The organism is Mesorhizobium sp. B2-3-10 (assembly GCF_006442275.1).
GTDB lineage: Bacteria > Pseudomonadota > Alphaproteobacteria > Rhizobiales > Rhizobiaceae > Mesorhizobium > Mesorhizobium australicum.
In genome coordinates, this window is the sequence record NZ_VFVT01000006.1 from 47,370 (window position 1) to 62,662 (window position 15,293).

A 15,293-nucleotide genomic window follows, 5' to 3' on the forward strand; every position below is an offset into this window, starting at 1 on the left:
GATGTATTGTCCGGGACCGGGCGATACCAGTCCAGCACAAACGACTACCGACCCACAGGCTTCCAGCCGTTCAGGCGAATTCCATGATCACCGCGTCGACGGCAAGGCTGTCGCCCGGCTTGGCATTGAGTTTCGCCACGACGAGGTCGCGCTCGGCGCGCAGAACGTTTTCCATCTTCATCGCCTCGACCACGGCCAGCGTCTCGCCCGCCTTGACCTCCTGGCCTTCGACAACGGCGATCGACACGACGAGGCCCGGCATCGGGCAGAGCAGCAGTTTCGACGTGTCCGGCGCTATTTTCTCCGGCATCAGCCGTTCCAATTCGGCGGTGCGCGGCAGCATGGCGCGCGCGGTCACCGACATGCCTTTCCAGGCGATGCGGAGGCCATTGGCGACAGGACGGATCTGGGCGGCAACCCTGCGCTTGCCGACCGTGCCGCGCCAGATGAGATCGCCGGGCCGCCAATCGGATGAAACTGTCAGCGCCTTCCCGCCATCGATGGACAGGTCCATTTCCATCGGGATGGAAATCATGCCTTCGAGGATCGACGCCGACAAATACTCTTCGCCGATCTTCACCACCCAGTCGCGCTTGAGCGCTCCCGAATGCGGCGCCAGCCGCCCGCCCAGCCGGTCGAGACGATCGCGGCGCAGCAGTTCCACCGCGGTCGCGATCGATGCCAGAACGGCTTTTTCCTCGCTGTTCGGCACGACGGGGGCAAAACCGTCGGGGTATTCCTCCGCGATGAAGCCGGTCGATATCGCCCCTTCCCGCCAGCGTGGATGCTGCATCAGCGCCGCCAGGAACGGTATGTTGTGCTCGATGCCGTCGACGACAAAGCTGTCCAGCGCTTCCGACATGGCGTCGATGGCCTCGAGCCGCGTCGGCGCCCAGGTGCACAGCTTGGCCAGCATCGGATCGTAGAACATGGAGATTTCCGAGCCTTCGGTGACACCGGTGTCGTTGCGGATGACGACATCGCCGAAGCGGCCTTCCTCGGGTGGCCGGTAGCGTGTCAGCCGGCCGATCGACGGCAGGAAATTGCGATAGGGGTCCTCGGCGTAGAGACGGCTTTCCACGGCCCAGCCGTTCAGCTTGATGTCGCTCTGCTTGATGGCGAGCTTTTCGCCGGCGGCGACGCGGATCATCTGCTCGACCAGATCGATGCCGGTGACGAGTTCAGTCACCGGATGCTCGACCTGCAATCGTGTATTCATTTCAAGGAAATAGAAGTTCTTGTCCTTGTCGACAATGAACTCGACGGTGCCGGCGCTCTGGTAGTCGACAGCCCTGGCCAACGCCACCGACTGCTCGCCCATCGCCTTGCGCGTCCTGGCATCGAGGAAGGGCGATGGCGCCTCTTCCGCCACCTTCTGGTTGCGGCGCTGGATCGAGCATTCGCGTTCGCCAAGATAGAGCGCGTTGCCATGCCCGTCGGCCAGCACCTGGATTTCGATGTGACGCGGGTCAACCACGAACTTTTCGATGAAGACACGGTCGTCGCCGAACGAACTCTTGGCTTCCGAGCGCGCCCGGTCGAATCCGTCACGTACTTCCGACTGGTCCCAGGCGATGCGCATGCCTTTGCCGCCGCCACCGGCCGAGGCCTTGATCATCACGGGATAGCCGATCTCGCCGGCGATCTTTTCGGCATGATCGGCATTCTCGATGACGCCGAGCCAACCCGGAACCGTCGAAACCTCGGCGGCGTTGGCGAATTTCTTCGACTCGATCTTGTCGCCCATCGCCTTGATTGCCTTGGGCTTCGGCCCGATGAAGACGATGCCTTCCGCTTCCAGGGCTTCACAGAACGCGGCTCGCTCGGACAGGAAGCCATAGCCGGGGTGCACGGCCTGAGCGCCCGTCGTCTTGCAGGCCGCGATGATCTTTTCAGGAACGAGGTAGCTCTGCGCGGCAGGCGACGGCCCGATATGCACCGCCTCGTCGGCCATTTCGACATGCACGGCATCGCGATCGGCGTCGGAATAGACGGCGACCGTGGCAATGCCCATCTTGCGCGCCGTCCTGATGACGCGGCAGGCGATCTCGCCACGATTGGCGATCAGGATTTTGGTGAACATGCGGGCAGAATTCCCCTCCGGCGGATGGTTCAGTTCTATGGACTATGTCGCCAGGTCTCAAGTGCCGCAGCGGACGACATGACGGGCGTCCCTCCCAATGCTTCCGTCGCACTCCCCTGCCGAGCCGGGCTGGTTGTCGACGGTGTGCTATCTGCGTCAAGAAAGCCAAGATTTCGTCTCATCTGAGAGTTGATGAGCAGCTCAAAACCTGAAACCTTGGCTCAAAATCGCCTTTGGAGGAATTGCCCGATGAAAACCCGCGCCGCTGTCGCTGTCGCCGCCGGAAAGCCGCTGGAGATCATGGAGGTCGACCTTGATGGACCGCGCGATGGCGAGGTGCTGGTCGAGATCAAGGCGACCGGCATCTGCCACACCGACGAATTCACATTGTCGGGCGCCGATCCGGAAGGGCTGTTTCCGGCCATCCTCGGCCATGAAGGCGCCGGCGTGGTGGTCGATGTCGGCAAGGGCGTCACCTCGGTCAGGAAGGGCGACCATGTCATCCCGCTCTATACGCCCGAATGCCGGCAGTGCCCGTCCTGTTTGTCGCGAAAGACCAATCTTTGCACCGCCATCCGTGCCACCCAGGGGCAAGGGTTGATGCCGGACGGCTCGTCGCGCTTTTCGATCGGCAAGGACAAGATCTTCCACTATATGGGCTGCTCGACCTTCTCCAACTTCACCGTGCTGCCGGAGATCGCGGTGGCCAAAGTCAACCCCGACGCGCCCTTCGACAAGATCTGCTACATCGGCTGCGGCGTCACCACCGGTATTGGTGCGGTCATCAACACCGCCAAGGTCGAGCAAGGCGCGACAGCGGTGGTCTTCGGCCTCGGCGGCATCGGCCTCAACGTCATCCAGGGCCTGAAGCTTGCCGGCGCCGACATGATCATCGGTGTCGACCTGAACAACGACAAGAAGGAATGGGGCGAGCGCTTCGGCATGACGCATTTCGTCAATCCGAAGGAGATCGACGGCGACATCGTGCCTTATCTCGTCAACATGACCAAGCGCGGTGCCGACCAGATCGGCGGCGCCGACTACACATTCGACTGCACCGGCAACACCAAGGTCATGCGCCAGGCGCTGGAGGCCTCGCATCGTGGCTGGGGCAAGTCGGTCGTCATCGGCGTCGCCGGTGCTGGCCAGGAGATTTCGACCCGGCCGTTCCAGCTGGTCACCGGCCGCAGCTGGATGGGCACCGCCTTCGGCGGCGCGCGCGGCCGCACCGACGTGCCGAAGATCGTCGACTGGTACATGGACGGCAAGATCCAGATTGACCCGATGATCACCCACACGCTGAAGCTCAAGGACATCAACAGGGGATTCGACCTCATGCATGAGGGCAAATCGATCCGGAGTGTCGTGGTTTACTAAAAGACAGCCACACGCCGCCGGCCATCCGGCCAGCGACCCCTGTGGTGAAACATGGGAGGAGAGAAACAATGGCGGAGAAACTGCATCCAAAGATCGACAATGGGCTGCCCAGGGAGAGCGCCAGCTTTGCCGGCGGCACGCTGGTCTGCGCCTGCACCAGCAAGCCGGTCAAGGTGAAGGTCAAGGGCCAGATCGCCCACAACCACGCCTGCGGCTGCACCAAATGCTGGAAGCCGGACGGTGCTGTGTTCTCGGTGGTTGCGGTCGCCGGCACCGGCGATGTCACCGTCACAGAGAACGGCGACAAGCTCAAGGTGGTCGACGCTAGCGCGCTCATCCAGCGCCATGCCTGCACCGGCTGCGGCGTCCACATGCACGGGCCGGTCGAGCGCGACCATCCGTTCAAGGGCCTGTCCTTCATCCATCCCGAGCGCTTCGAGGAAGACGGCTGGTCGCCTCCGGGCTTCACCGCCTTCGTCTCCTCGATCATCGAATCGGGTGTCGACCCAAGCCGCATGGACGGCATTCGCGGCAGGCTGAAGACGATCGGGCTGGAACCTTATGACTGCCTCAATCCGGGCCTGATGGACTATATCGCCACCTGGACGGCGAAGAAATCCGGCGCCCTGCCGGCCTGACCACCGAGAGATTTCAGGCAGGGGCCGGATATGTTTCCGGCCCTTGCTCGTTTCCGGAGAGACAATGCCCGCACCCGCCATCTACGTCGACGCCGACGCATGCCCGGTCAAGGCCGAGGTAGAAAAGGTCGCCGAACGCCATGGCGTCGTCATCACCTATGTTTCCAATGGCGGTCTGCGTCCCTCCCGCGACCCGATGATCCGCAATGTCGTGGTCTCCAAGAGTGCCGATGCCGCCGACGACTGGATCGTCGAGAACACCAAGCCCAACGACATCGTGGTGACGGCGGACATTCCGCTCGCCGCCCGCACGGTGGCGCTCGGCGCGCATGTGCTGGGACCGACCGGGCGGCCGTTCACGCCCGAGACGATCGGCATGGCGGTGGCGATGCGGGACCTCAAGCAGCATTTGCGCGAAACCGGCGAGAGCAAGGGCTACAATGCCAGCTTCGCGCCGCAGGATCGTTCCCGGTTCCTGGGTGAACTTGACCGCATCTTGCGGCGCGCGCTGAAATCCGCCACACCGGGCTAGCAACAAAGCGCCATCCAGGTGGAGACCGCCATGGCCGCCGAAACCCCCATCGAGAAACCGATGCAGCGCCACATGCTGTTCGCGGTGTCGGCCTGTATCGGTGCGTTTGCGCTGCTTGTGGCGCTGCTGCTGCACGCCCCACTCGCCTATTCGATCGGCGCCAACATATTTTTTGCCGCTTACGTCCTTCTTGTCGTCAGCCAGATGCCCAAATTCACCGGCAAGTACCTGAGCAAGAATGCACGCGCCACCGATCAGCCGGTGCTGGTGATCTTCGCGGTCACGCTCGTCGTCGTCGGCGTTGCCCTTGTCTCCTTGTTCCTGCTGATCAATCGCAAGGATGGGGATCACCCGATCGAACTCGGCTTCGCACTGCTGTCGATCCCGCTCGGCTGGTTCACCATCCATGCCATGGCTGCGCTCCACTATGCCCATGTCTACTGGATGGACGGCGACGCGGTCGACGCCGGCACCAATAAGAAGATTCCGGTCGGCGGCCTGCTGTTCCCGGGCGACAAACGCCCCGAAGGCTGGGATTTCCTCTATTTCTCTACCGTCATCGGCATGACGGCGCAGACCGCCGACACCAACATCTCGACGACGCATATGCGCTGCGTCGTGCTTGTCCACTCGGTCCTGTCGTTCTTCTTCAACACGGTCATCGTCGCCGCAGCCGTCAATCTCGCCGTCAGCCTGGGCGGTCCGTAATAAATCCGTGATCGCATGAAACATCGGTTTGGATCGCGACGTATCAAGAGGACAATGAACGCTTAGGACAAGCCGCAAGGCCGGGAGACCAGACAACATGGAATCGGTTGCCAGAAGCCAATCCGAAATTGGACCGGGCGCCCCCGCGTCAAAAGAGAAAACATTGATCTACCGGCAGTCGCGCTGGACGCGGCTGACACACTGGCTCTGGGCCATCTCGTTGTTTTTCATGCTGCTGTCCGGCCTGCAGATCTTCAATGCCCGGCCGCAGCTCTACATCGGCAAGCAATCCGGCTTCGACTACAACAACACCATTTTCGCCATAGGCGCCGAAAACACCAATGCCGGGCCGCGCGGCTACACCGAAATCTTCGGCCACCGCTTCGACACGACAGGCGTCCTTGGCTGGTCGGGCCCGACCGGTAACGAGACGGCGCGCGGTTTCCCGTCCTGGGCGACGATCCCGTCCTACTATGACCTCGGCACCGCCCGCGTGATCCATTTCTTCTTCGCCTGGATATTGACGACGACCTTGATCGTCTGGCTCGTCGCCAGCCTGATCAACGGCCACATCCGCCGCGATCTGGCGCCTCGCCTGGATGACCTCAAACGCTTGCCCCGGGACATCGCCAACCACGCCAGGCTGAAATTCCACCACACGCGCGAATACAACACGCTGCAGAAGATGGCCTATGGCGGCGTGCTGTTCGTGCTCTTGCCACTGATGATCATCACCGGCCTTGCAATGTCGCCGAGCATGAATTCGGTGCTGCCCTTCCTCAATGAATTGACCGGTGGCCGGCAGACGGCACGCACCATCCATTTCACCGTCATGGTGCTGCTGGTCGCCTTCTTCGTCATTCACATCCTGATGATCCTCGCCGCCGGCCCGATCAACGAACTGCGCTCGATCATTACCGGCTGGTACCGCACTGATCCTCCCGTGCATGACGACAAAACGTCCGAGAGGAGTGCCTGAGATGGCGAAATTTGAGATAAGCCGCCGAAAGTTCCTCACCGCCACCGGCCTCGGCGCGTCCGGCATCATGCTGTCGGGCTGCGACGCCTTCGACAGCCAGCTCAGCATCGGCAGCGGCCTGCGCAGCTTCCTCGAAAACGCCAATGGCCTGACCCACAAGGCACAACGGTTGCTCGGCGGCGGCAATTCGCTGGCGCCCGAATTCACCGAGGCTGATATCCGTCAGCCAATGCGGCCGAACGGCGTGACCGCGCCGGACGACGACGCTTACAAGGCCCTGCTCGCCAACAACTTCGCCGATTGGCGACTGGAGGTGTCAGGCCTCGTGGAAAAGCCGCTGTCACTCACCCGCGAGCAGCTCATGAACATGCCGAGCCGCACCCAGATCACCCGACACGATTGCGTCGAAGGCTGGAGTTGCATCGCCAAATGGACCGGCACGCCACTGGCGCTGCTGCTCGACCAGGCGGTGGTCAAGCCACAGGCCCGCTATGTCATGTTCCATTGCCTCGACACGATCGACCGCAGCCTGTCAGGCGACATCAAATATTACGGCACGATCGACCTCATCGATGCCCGCCATCCGCAAACGATCCTTGCCTACGGCCTGAACGGCAAGCCGCTGCCGGTCGAGAACGGCGCGCCGCTGCGTGTCCGCGTCGAGCGCCAGCTCGGCTACAAAATGCCGAAATATCTCTACAAGATCGAACTGGTCGATGGCTTCGCCACTATCGGCGGCGGCCGGGGCGGCTATTGGGAAGACAACGGCTATGACTGGTATGGCGGGATTTGACGGTCCCTCGCATACGGGCCGAGCACGACTTGTCCCCCATGGAATTGAGTTCGCTCGAGGATCGTCTCAACCGCGATAACCGACGTATGATCGACCGCGACGATGACCGAGGGCTGACCTTTGTCATCCGCGATGGTGCGGGACACGCGGTCGGAGTAGCCGCCGGCTATTCCTGGGCGGGCACGTCCGAACTGACCTTGATGTGGATAGACGAGGCTCACCGAGGTCGCGGCTACGCAAGGCAGTTGCTAGACGCCTTTGTCGCGGAGGCCGCCGATCGCGGTGTCAGGAAAATCTGGGTCTCCAGCCACGACTTCCAGGCACCAGATCTCTATGAAAAGGCTGGCTTCGAGCGTATGGCCGAATTCTCGGGATGGCCCGAAGGCCATTCCAATATCATTCTTTGCAAAACGATAGCAGCGGACGGCGGGGCTTAGGCAACCTTGTCGAGCAACGGCTTCAGCGCCGGATGAATTTCCGGCGAGGCATGCTTGATCAGGGTCAGCAGCGCACGCTCATTCTCGTAAAGAGGCCGGTTCACCCCGATATGTCCGACCAGCCACTTTGCCTCACAGGCATCGATCGTCTCGGCACGGCGGGCCAGCGCCTCGGCGGCCCTGTTCTTGGCCTCCCATTCGGCCTCTATGTCGTCAGGAGAGCGGTAGGCCTCGATGACACCGGCAAGACCGCCGGAGACCATGCGGCTGAAGAAGCCGCCGATTTCCGGATCGGTATGATCGAGGAAAGTTTCCTGGCGCAGCGCCACCTCGCGGGTGGGCGCCTCATAACCGGCCGAGCACATGACGAAATTGGCGATCGCCTTGACGAACAGGTCGTTCCACGACGGATCGTTATTGGCCTGGGCGGTCCGCTCGTTGATCCTGAACAGCACCTCGGCCTCGGCCTGGGTGATGGCGATGTTGCCGTCGCCACCATGGGCATGGAGGATGCGGCGCAAAAGCTCGACTTCGGCCCCGGCGATCAGTCCGGGCACCAGCGCGCCGCCGAGCATCAGCGGTCCCTTACCGTCGACGACGGCGTGGGCGACCTGCTCCAGCGCGTAGACGCAAAGCCGGCTCGGCGAGGATTTCGCCTCTTCCAGCACATGGACCAGCAATTCGAGTTCGGTCCGGCTGTCGACCATGCCGTCGCGCGAAATCGTGCGGACCAGCCAGTCGGCATTCTCCCCCGAAATGTAGCCCAAGGGCTTTTCCTGATGGACGATGTAGTCGGTGACCGCCTCGACGAAGAACGGCGCCCATTCCGCGCATTTGTCCCGCGCCGTGTGGTCGAGCGCGAACAAGGCCTCGGCTTCGCCCCGGCTCACCACGCCGTCGGCGAACACGTCGCGGCGCAGCATCACGACATCCTCTGAAGCAATGCGGTTCTTCGAAGTCAGCCCCGCCACCGGAGCACTCATGATCAACTCGCCCATCTGACGTCCCCGTCCGCCCCAACGCGTCACATCGGTCAGCTTTATCAGGAGTGTCTTGAAAAACCGGCAAACGGCGTGGTTAGCGAAGACTTGTCAGAACAATGTCGCTGGGAGGTGACAAGGTGTCGTCGACGGGCTATGGATGGCGCGTCGAGGGCTCAGGGTTCTGAGTCCTACCTGTTTGCGGGAGAGAGCAGCGAGAGCTGCCGCCGAAGGGGAAATCGCCCGAAATCTCTCAGGCAAAAGAACCGTGGACGGGAAAGACACTCTGGAAAGTCGGGGCTTGCCCCCGCGCCGAAGGTGTAAGCGCCGCTGACAGAGTTCCGGCTGCGCGAGTCTCTCAGGCTTCAGACAGAGGGGCACGGACTGGTCGCCATCAGCGGCCGATTGCGTGCGACTCTGGAGGCGAAATGACGGGCGACGACGACAAACACCTTCCCCTCGAAGATATTCATGCGGCTGCCGGAGCGCGCTTCGGCGCCTTTGCCGGCTGGTCGATGCCGCTGACCTATCCGGCCGGCGTCATGAAAGAGCATCTTCACACCCGCGAGCATGCGGGGTTGTTCGACATCTCGCATATGAAACTGTTCGAGGTCAGTGGCCCGGAAGCGGTTGCGCTGTTGAACCGCGCCTGCCCGCTGGACGCCGGCGCGCTCGAAATCTCGCAGTCAAAGCTATCCTTTTTCCTGAACGAAGCAGGCGGCATTCTCGACGACCTGATCGTCACCCGGCTCGGCGACACCAGGTTCATGGTGGTCGCCAATGCCGGCAATGCCGTCGCCGACGAAAAGCATTTGCGCGCCCTGGCGATCGATTTCGAGGTGAAGGTCGAGCCGCTCGACCGCGTCTTCCTGGCCATCCAGGGTCCCGAAGCCTGGGCTGCACTCTCCCGCGCCGGCATCGAGACCGGCTCGCTGCTGTTCATGCATGGGGTCGAGCCGCGAAAAAACTGGTTCATGAGCCGGTCCGGCTACACCGGCGAGGACGGTTTCGAGATCGGCCTGCCGGAAGCCGATGCGCGTGACCTTGTCACCAAGCTGCTGGAGGATGAACGTGTGCTCTGGATCGGCCTTGCCGCGCGCGACAGCCTGCGGCTGGAGGCCGGCCTCTGCCTGCATGGCCAGGACATCACGCCCGAGACCGACCCGGCCGCGGCGGCGCTGATGTGGGCGATCCCGAAAGAAATCCGTGCCTCCGGCACCTTCATTGGCGCCGACGCCTTGCGCGCCGCGGTGGAACGTGGTCCGGCGCAGAAGCGCGTCGGGCTGAAACCGGAGGGTCGCCAGCCGGTGCGCGCCGGTGCCGCGCTGTTCGAAGCCGACGGCAATCCTGCCGGCCATGTCACATCGGGCGGCTTCGGGCCTTCCGCCGGCCATCCGGTCGCCATGGGTTATGTCTCCACGCCGCTGGCAAAGCCCGGAACGCGGATTTTCGCCGACGTGCGCGGCACGAAGATCCCAGTCGATGTCAGTTCTCTGCCCTTCACCCCTCATCGCTACCGCAAAGGATGAATTCCATGGCAACAACCTATTTCACATCGGATCACGAGTGGCTCAGCGTCGAGGGCGGCATCGCCACCGTCGGCATCACCGACTACGCGCAGGAGCAGCTCGGCGACCTCGTCTTCGTGGAACTGCCGGAAACGGGAAAGAAGCTCGCCAAGGGCGACACCGCCGTTGTGGTCGAATCCGTCAAGGCAGCCTCGGACGTTTATGCGCCGGTCGATGGCGAGATCACCGAAGCCAATGGCACGCTGTCGTCCGACCCCTCGCTGGTCAACTCGGCGGCAACCGGGGCCGGATGGCTGTGGAAGATGAAGCTCGCCGACGAAAGTCAGCTCGCCAGCCTCATGGATGAGGCCGCCTACAAAGCCCATATCGCCTGACATCGGGAACTTATTGACATGACCGCCGCTCCCTACCCCTTCTCGGCCCGCCACATTGGACCCGGCCTTGCCGACGTCAGAGCCATGCTCGCCGTCATCGGTGTTCCCTCCGTCGAGACACTGATCAGCCAGGCCGTGCCGAGATCGATCCGCCTCGACCAGCCGCTGGACCTCCCCGCGCCGGCCAGCGAAGCCGAAGCTCTCGCCGAATTGTCGGTGATCATGGCAAGAAATACGGTGCTGAAAAGCTTTATCGGCGCCGGTTACCACGGCGTCCACGTGCCGCCGGTCATCCAGCGCAATCTGTTCGAGAATCCGGCCTGGTACACCGCCTACACGCCCTATCAGGCCGAGATCAGCCAGGGCCGGCTCGAAATGCTGTTCAACTTCCAGACGCTGGTCACCGAACTGACCGGCCTGCCGGTGGCATCGGCTTCACTGCTCGACGAGGCGACCGCCGTCGCCGAAGCGGTCGGCATTGCGCTGCGCCACCACCGCGACAAGCGCACCAAGGTGGCGCTTGCGGGCACGCCGCACCCGCAGACGCTGGACGTCGTTCGCACCCGCGCCGAGCCGCTCGGCATCGAGATCGACGGCGAGACGATCGACGACAACACCGCCGCCCTGCTCGTCTCCTGGCCGGACACCTTCGGCGTCTATGGCGACCACAAAGCGGCGATCGAAAAAGCGCGCGCCACCGGCGCCATTGTCGTCTTCATCGCCGACCCGCTTGGTCTGACGCTGACCGACGCGCCGGCGAAACTCGGCGCCGACATCGCGGTCGGCCCGATGCAGCGCTTTGGAGTGCCGATGGGCTTTGGCGGCCCGCATGCGGCCTATTGCGCGGTCTCCGACAAGCTGACGCGGCTGATGCCCGGCCGCCTGGTCGGTCAGTCGACCGACAGCAAGGGCCGTCCCGGCTACCGCCTCGCCTTGCAGACGCGCGAGCAGCATATCCGCCGCGACAAGGCGACGTCCAACATCTGCACCGCACAGGCCCTGCTTGCCAATATGGCCACCGCCTACGCCATCTGGCACGGCCCGGTCGGCCTGCAAGCGATCGCCGGGCGCATACACGCGCTGGCCAACCGCCTGGCAAGCGGCCTCGAGGCGGCGGGCGTATCGGTGCTCGGCTCCAGCCGCTTCGACACGGTGACGGTGGAGACCAACGGCAAGGCGGCCCAGATCGCGGTGGCCGCCGAAAAGACCGGCCGGCTGCTGCGTGTGCTCGATGCCGACCATGTCGGCATCAGTTTTGACGAGACCTCGACCGACGCCGATCTCGACGCGATCGCGGCCTTGTTCGATGCCAAGGCTGCCGCTTCCGCCGACAGCACGTTGCCCGGCAAGCCGCGTGGCAAGGAGTTTTTGACCCAGCCGGTCTTTCACGAGAACAAGTCGGAAACCGAGATGATGCGCTTTCTGCGCCGGTTGGCCGACAAGGACCTGGCGCTCGACCGCGCCATGATCCCGCTGGGCTCCTGCACCATGAAGCTCAACGCCGCGGCGGAAATGATGCCGGTGAGTTGGCCAAGCATCGCCAATTTGCATCCCTTCGCGCCGGCAAGCCATTCGGCCGGCTACCGCGCCATGATCGGCGAACTGGAAGGCTGGCTGTCGGAGATCACCGGTTTCGACGCCGTGACCTTGCAGCCCAATGCCGGCAGCCAGGGCGAATATGCCGGGCTGCTCGCCATTCGCGCCTATCACCGTTCGCGCGGCGAGGGCCATCGTACCGTCTGCCTGATCCCGTCTTCCGCGCATGGCACCAATCCGGCGAGTGCCGCGATGGCCGGCATGAGCGTCGTCGTCGTGCGCTGCCTGGAAGACGGCAACATCGACATGGACGATATGCGCGCCAAGGCCAACGAGCATTCCAAGAATCTCGCGGCGCTGATGTTCACCTATCCTTCCACCCATGGCGTTTACGAGGAAGGCGCCCGCCACCTCTGCGCCCTCATCCACGAGCATGGCGGCCAGGTCTATTTCGATGGCGCCAACCTCAACGCGCTGGTCGGCCTCGCCCGGCCAGGCGACATCGGCGCCGACGTCTGCCACATGAACCTGCACAAGACCTTCTGCATCCCGCATGGCGGCGGTGGCCCGGGTGTCGGTCCGATCGGGGTCAGGGCGCATCTGAAGCCCTATCTGCCCGGCCATGTCAGCGAAGGCTCGGCTCATGCCGTGGCCGCCGCTCCCTTCGGCAGCGCTTCCATCCTGCCGATCACCTGGATGTACATCCGCATGATGGGCGCTTCCGGCCTGAAGCAGGCGACCGAGACAGCGATCGTTTCGGCCAACTATGTGGCGACGCGGCTCGCCCCGCATTTCCCGCTGCTTTACAAGGGCAGGAGCGATCGCGTCGCCCACGAATGCATCCTCGACACCCGCGTGCTCAAGGAGAGCGCCGGCATCAGTGTCGAGGACATCGCCAAGCGCCTGATCGACTACGGTTTCCACGCGCCGACGATGTCGTTTCCGGTCGCCGGCACGCTGATGGTGGAGCCGACCGAGTCCGAACCCAAGCGCGAGTTGGATCGCTTCTGCGAGGCCATGATCGCCATTGCCGGCGAAGCGGCGAAAGTGGCCAAAGGCGAATGGCCCTTGGCCGACAATCCGCTGGTCAACGCACCGCACACATCGGCCGAGGCGCTGGCCGGTCAATGGACCCATCCGTATTCGCGTCTGGAGGCGGCCTATCCCGCCGGCGATGCCGACACGGCGACGAAGTACTGGCCGCCGGTGTCGCGCATCGACAATGTCGCCGGCGACCGTAATCTGGTCTGCTCCTGCCCGCCGCTGTCGGATTACCTCGGCGCGGCCGAATAGCTACGCGGAACGCAAGGCCGGCTCGGCCGCGTCGGCCTTGCCCGTCCTTTTGCGGCCGATGACGCAATTTCGCCCCGCACGCTTGGCGGCATAGAGCATGGCGTCGGCCCTGGCCAGCACCTCATCGAGGGTGCTGCCGTCGGCCTCGCCGAAGCCAATCCCGCCGCTGACCGTGCTGCGCAAGGGCCCGAGCGCGGTGGGCACGACTTCCGTGCCGAAAGCGACGCCGATCTTGCTGGCGAGGTCATAGGCCCGCTCTTCCGTCACGCGTGACATGACGATTGCGAACTCCTCGCCGCCCAGGCGAAAGGCGTCGACCCCGGTTCTGGCATATCTCCTGATGACGGCGGCGAAGCGGCACAGGACCTGGTCCCCGACCGGGTGTCCATAGATGTCGTTCGTCCGCTTGAAATGATCGAGATCGAACATGACGATCGCCATGAACGGGCCGAAGGTGCGCTCGCCATAAAGCGACGCTAGCCCCCGACGGTTCATCAGTCCGGTCAACGGGTCGGTCATGGTCTCGGCCTTGAGCTCGATCTGCGCCTGCAGATGGTGGAGCGAAAGCGTCAACGCGCCAAGGCCTGTCATACAGGCCACCGCCACGACCGAGTTAAGGCGTTCGGCCCAATTGTCGGGCGCGACGCCGAGCGTCCACTGGCCTTTGGCCATCAGAACCACGCCGCAAAGGGCAAACGACAGCGCACAGGTGCCGCTCAGGACCGATACCACCAGGAGAATACGGCGATCGTGACTGCCATTGATCCAGAACATGGCCCCGATCGTCGAGAGCAGCGCGGTAACCGTCGCGTAGGTGATCACGAAGCCGACCCCGTCAAGGCCCATGAAGGTCACGGCCGCGCAGACAGCCATGGCGGCAAATGTCGGCGCGATCGCACGCCTGTGCTCGCGCACGCCGAGATACTGCATGGCCGAAATGCAGATGATGAGAAAACCCAGGCTGAGTAGCGCCAGCGCGATCTGGCAAAGCAGCGGATCGGGCTCCCTGGTATAGCGCCAGAACAGGATCACATGCGCGACGAGCACGATAATGCCGCACGCCACTGTCAGCACGAAGCCCGCCCGCGGCGCCGTGAGCCAGATCGCAACCATGGTAGCGGCTAGACAGGTACCCGACAGCGCGGCTGCGAGCAGGAGCGAACTGAAATCCAGCATATCGGGCGGAGGCCTCTCGAGCGTCGGCGGTTGCGCCGCATTCTAGGTCAGCGGCAGCCCTCGGATATGATTTTCGGGCGATCTCTCGGCCCAAGCTGCGGATAGGGTTTACAAAGCGTCGATGCCACCTGTGCCAAAATCGCCCCCCCTGGACGGCGCGACCATCAACCGGCATCAGCCCTTGTTCAGCAAGGCGAGGTTGGCGTCGACAACGGTGGGATCGGTCATGCCGGCCTTCGCCTCGAGCAGCAGCGCCCGGGCCTTCTTCTTGTTGCCGCGCAACAGTTGCGAATAACCCATATTGTTGACGATCTGCGGCTTGCGGCCGGCAACCTTCAGGAGCTGGCCGTAGGCGCGGTCGGCGAAGTCGAAGCGGCCAAGTTCGTCATAGGAAGCCGCGAGCCCCATCCAGGCCTCGGCATTGTCGGCCTTCAGCTCGACGGCCTTGCGGAAATGCGCTTCGGCAAGACCATAATTGGCATCGCGAAACTGTGCCTTGCCTTCCGCCAGGTCGGATGTGGCGACATCCTTCCCTTCAGGCTGGATCGCAGTGGTCTTGGTCGTGTCGACGTTATTGTTCGTCGTACACCCGCTGATCATTAGGACGGCTGCCATCATGGCCATCGCCGCAAATTTTATCTGACGCATGCCCTGCCCCGTCGCCCGATTTGCCGGGTCGTTCTTCGGGAAAGAGACTACAGAAGAGCGATTAAGCTTCGGTGCCGAAATGCAGCTAACTTTCAGTTTCCGGAATAGCAATCATTAACCACCGGGCGTGCCCCTCAAATCTCCGCGGGCGCGAGCGGCGTTCTCACGGCGAGGCCCAGCGCCCGCACTCCAAAATACAGCTCAAAATAC

14 protein-coding genes and 1 riboswitch are annotated in these 15,293 nt (G+C 63.3%); of the genes, 10 read left to right on the top strand and 4 right to left on the bottom strand.

Annotated features, from left to right (window positions below):
- Positions 1-70 precede the first annotated feature (70 nt).
- The gene (locus tag FJ943_RS18340) at positions 71-2,083 is read right to left on the bottom strand and encodes an acetyl/propionyl/methylcrotonyl-CoA carboxylase subunit alpha (protein WP_140723588.1); all 2,013 of its coding nucleotides are present in this window, start codon (positions 2,081-2,083) and stop codon (positions 71-73) included.
- A 249-nt stretch (positions 2,084-2,332) separates the two neighbouring features.
- Between FJ943_RS18340 and FJ943_RS18345 the strand changes: the two genes are divergently transcribed.
- The 7 genes from FJ943_RS18345 to FJ943_RS18375 all read left to right on the top strand — a co-directional run bounded on the left by FJ943_RS18345 (position 2,333) and on the right by FJ943_RS18375 (position 7,547).
- The gene (locus FJ943_RS18345; protein ID WP_140723591.1) at positions 2,333-3,460 is read left to right on the top strand and encodes an S-(hydroxymethyl)glutathione dehydrogenase/class III alcohol dehydrogenase; all 1,128 of its coding nucleotides are present in this window, start codon (positions 2,333-2,335) and stop codon (positions 3,458-3,460) included.
- A gap of 68 nt (positions 3,461-3,528) precedes the next feature.
- Positions 3,529-4,098, top strand: a complete 570-nt coding sequence (gfa, locus tag FJ943_RS18350; RefSeq protein WP_140723594.1) for an S-(hydroxymethyl)glutathione synthase — start codon at positions 3,529-3,531, stop codon at positions 4,096-4,098.
- A 64-nt stretch (positions 4,099-4,162) separates the two neighbouring features.
- A complete protein-coding gene (locus FJ943_RS18355; protein WP_140723596.1) occupies positions 4,163-4,630 on the top strand; it encodes a YaiI/YqxD family protein in 468 nt (155 codons plus the stop codon).
- Between the two features lie 30 nt (positions 4,631-4,660).
- Positions 4,661-5,338 (top strand): DUF1345 domain-containing protein, encoded by a 678-nt coding sequence (locus FJ943_RS18360; RefSeq protein WP_140723599.1) that lies wholly within the window; start codon positions 4,661-4,663, stop codon positions 5,336-5,338.
- A gap of 97 nt (positions 5,339-5,435) precedes the next feature.
- A complete protein-coding gene (locus FJ943_RS18365) occupies positions 5,436-6,317 on the top strand; it encodes a cytochrome b/b6 domain-containing protein (RefSeq protein WP_015317607.1) in 882 nt (293 codons plus the stop codon).
- A gap of 1 nt (position 6,318) precedes the next feature.
- Positions 6,319-7,110: a molybdopterin-binding protein gene (locus tag FJ943_RS18370; RefSeq protein WP_015317606.1), complete on the top strand. Its 792-nt coding sequence runs from the start codon at positions 6,319-6,321 to the stop codon at positions 7,108-7,110.
- Positions 7,111-7,148: 38 nt separating this feature from the next.
- Positions 7,149-7,547 carry a GNAT family N-acetyltransferase gene (locus tag FJ943_RS18375; RefSeq protein WP_015317605.1) on the top strand — a complete coding sequence of 133 codons (399 nt, stop codon included), beginning with the start codon at positions 7,149-7,151 and terminating at the stop codon, positions 7,545-7,547.
- Here the strand turns inward: FJ943_RS18375 and FJ943_RS18380 are convergent.
- Positions 7,544-8,545, bottom strand: coding sequence for a hypothetical protein (locus FJ943_RS18380; RefSeq protein WP_140723602.1), 1,002 nt, complete (start codon positions 8,543-8,545; stop codon positions 7,544-7,546). The two genes, FJ943_RS18375 and FJ943_RS18380, sit on opposite strands and share 4 nt — an antisense overlap.
- A 174-nt stretch (positions 8,546-8,719) precedes the next feature.
- Positions 8,720-8,806, top strand: a riboswitch (glycine riboswitch).
- A 149-nt stretch (positions 8,807-8,955) separates the two neighbouring features.
- Here FJ943_RS18380 and gcvT point away from each other — a divergent pair.
- Genes gcvT through gcvP form a run of 3 tightly spaced genes read left to right on the top strand, consistent with a single transcriptional unit; the run spans position 8,956 to position 13,259 of the window.
- Positions 8,956-10,056: a glycine cleavage system aminomethyltransferase GcvT gene (gcvT, locus tag FJ943_RS18385; protein ID WP_140723605.1), complete on the top strand. Its 1,101-nt coding sequence runs from the start codon at positions 8,956-8,958 to the stop codon at positions 10,054-10,056.
- A gap of 5 nt (positions 10,057-10,061) precedes the next feature.
- Complete coding sequence (gene gcvH, locus FJ943_RS18390) at positions 10,062-10,430, top strand: glycine cleavage system protein GcvH (protein WP_015317602.1); 369 nt, start codon at positions 10,062-10,064, stop codon at positions 10,428-10,430.
- An 18-nt stretch (positions 10,431-10,448) separates the two neighbouring features.
- Entirely contained in the window at positions 10,449-13,259 is a 2,811-nt protein-coding gene (gcvP, locus tag FJ943_RS18395) for an aminomethyl-transferring glycine dehydrogenase (protein WP_140723608.1), read from the top strand.
- On the opposite strand, the gene FJ943_RS18400 is transcribed toward gcvP, so the two are convergent.
- Both FJ943_RS18400 and FJ943_RS18405 read right to left on the bottom strand, forming a co-directional pair.
- Positions 13,260-14,435 (bottom strand): GGDEF domain-containing protein, encoded by a 1,176-nt coding sequence (locus FJ943_RS18400; protein ID WP_140723611.1) that lies wholly within the window; start codon positions 14,433-14,435, stop codon positions 13,260-13,262.
- 174 nt (positions 14,436-14,609) lie between these two features.
- Positions 14,610-15,083 carry a tetratricopeptide repeat protein gene (locus FJ943_RS18405; protein ID WP_015317599.1) on the bottom strand — a complete coding sequence of 158 codons (474 nt, stop codon included), beginning with the start codon at positions 15,081-15,083 and terminating at the stop codon, positions 14,610-14,612.
- Between the last annotated feature and the right edge of the window lie 210 nt (positions 15,084-15,293).

Coding starts and splice junctions, on each gene's coding strand:
- FJ943_RS18375 (WP_015317605.1), top strand. CDS start 7,149: ATGGAATTGAGTTCGCTCGAGGATCGTCTCAACCGCGATAACCGACGT.
- gfa (WP_140723594.1), top strand. CDS start 3,529: ATGGCGGAGAAACTGCATCCAAAGATCGACAATGGGCTGCCCAGGGAG.
- FJ943_RS18355 (WP_140723596.1), top strand. CDS start 4,163: ATGCCCGCACCCGCCATCTACGTCGACGCCGACGCATGCCCGGTCAAG.
- FJ943_RS18365 (WP_015317607.1), top strand. CDS start 5,436: ATGGAATCGGTTGCCAGAAGCCAATCCGAAATTGGACCGGGCGCCCCC.
- FJ943_RS18380 (WP_140723602.1), bottom strand. CDS start 8,545: ATGGGCGAGTTGATCATGAGTGCTCCGGTGGCGGGGCTGACTTCGAAG.
- gcvP (WP_140723608.1), top strand. CDS start 10,449: ATGACCGCCGCTCCCTACCCCTTCTCGGCCCGCCACATTGGACCCGGC.
- FJ943_RS18345 (WP_140723591.1), top strand. CDS start 2,333: ATGAAAACCCGCGCCGCTGTCGCTGTCGCCGCCGGAAAGCCGCTGGAG.
- FJ943_RS18370 (WP_015317606.1), top strand. CDS start 6,319: ATGGCGAAATTTGAGATAAGCCGCCGAAAGTTCCTCACCGCCACCGGC.
- FJ943_RS18405 (WP_015317599.1), bottom strand. CDS start 15,083: ATGCGTCAGATAAAATTTGCGGCGATGGCCATGATGGCAGCCGTCCTA.
- gcvH (WP_015317602.1), top strand. CDS start 10,062: ATGGCAACAACCTATTTCACATCGGATCACGAGTGGCTCAGCGTCGAG.
- FJ943_RS18360 (WP_140723599.1), top strand. CDS start 4,661: ATGGCCGCCGAAACCCCCATCGAGAAACCGATGCAGCGCCACATGCTG.
- gcvT (WP_140723605.1), top strand. CDS start 8,956: ATGACGGGCGACGACGACAAACACCTTCCCCTCGAAGATATTCATGCG.
- FJ943_RS18400 (WP_140723611.1), bottom strand. CDS start 14,435: ATGCTGGATTTCAGTTCGCTCCTGCTCGCAGCCGCGCTGTCGGGTACC.
- FJ943_RS18340 (WP_140723588.1), bottom strand. CDS start 2,083: ATGTTCACCAAAATCCTGATCGCCAATCGTGGCGAGATCGCCTGCCGC.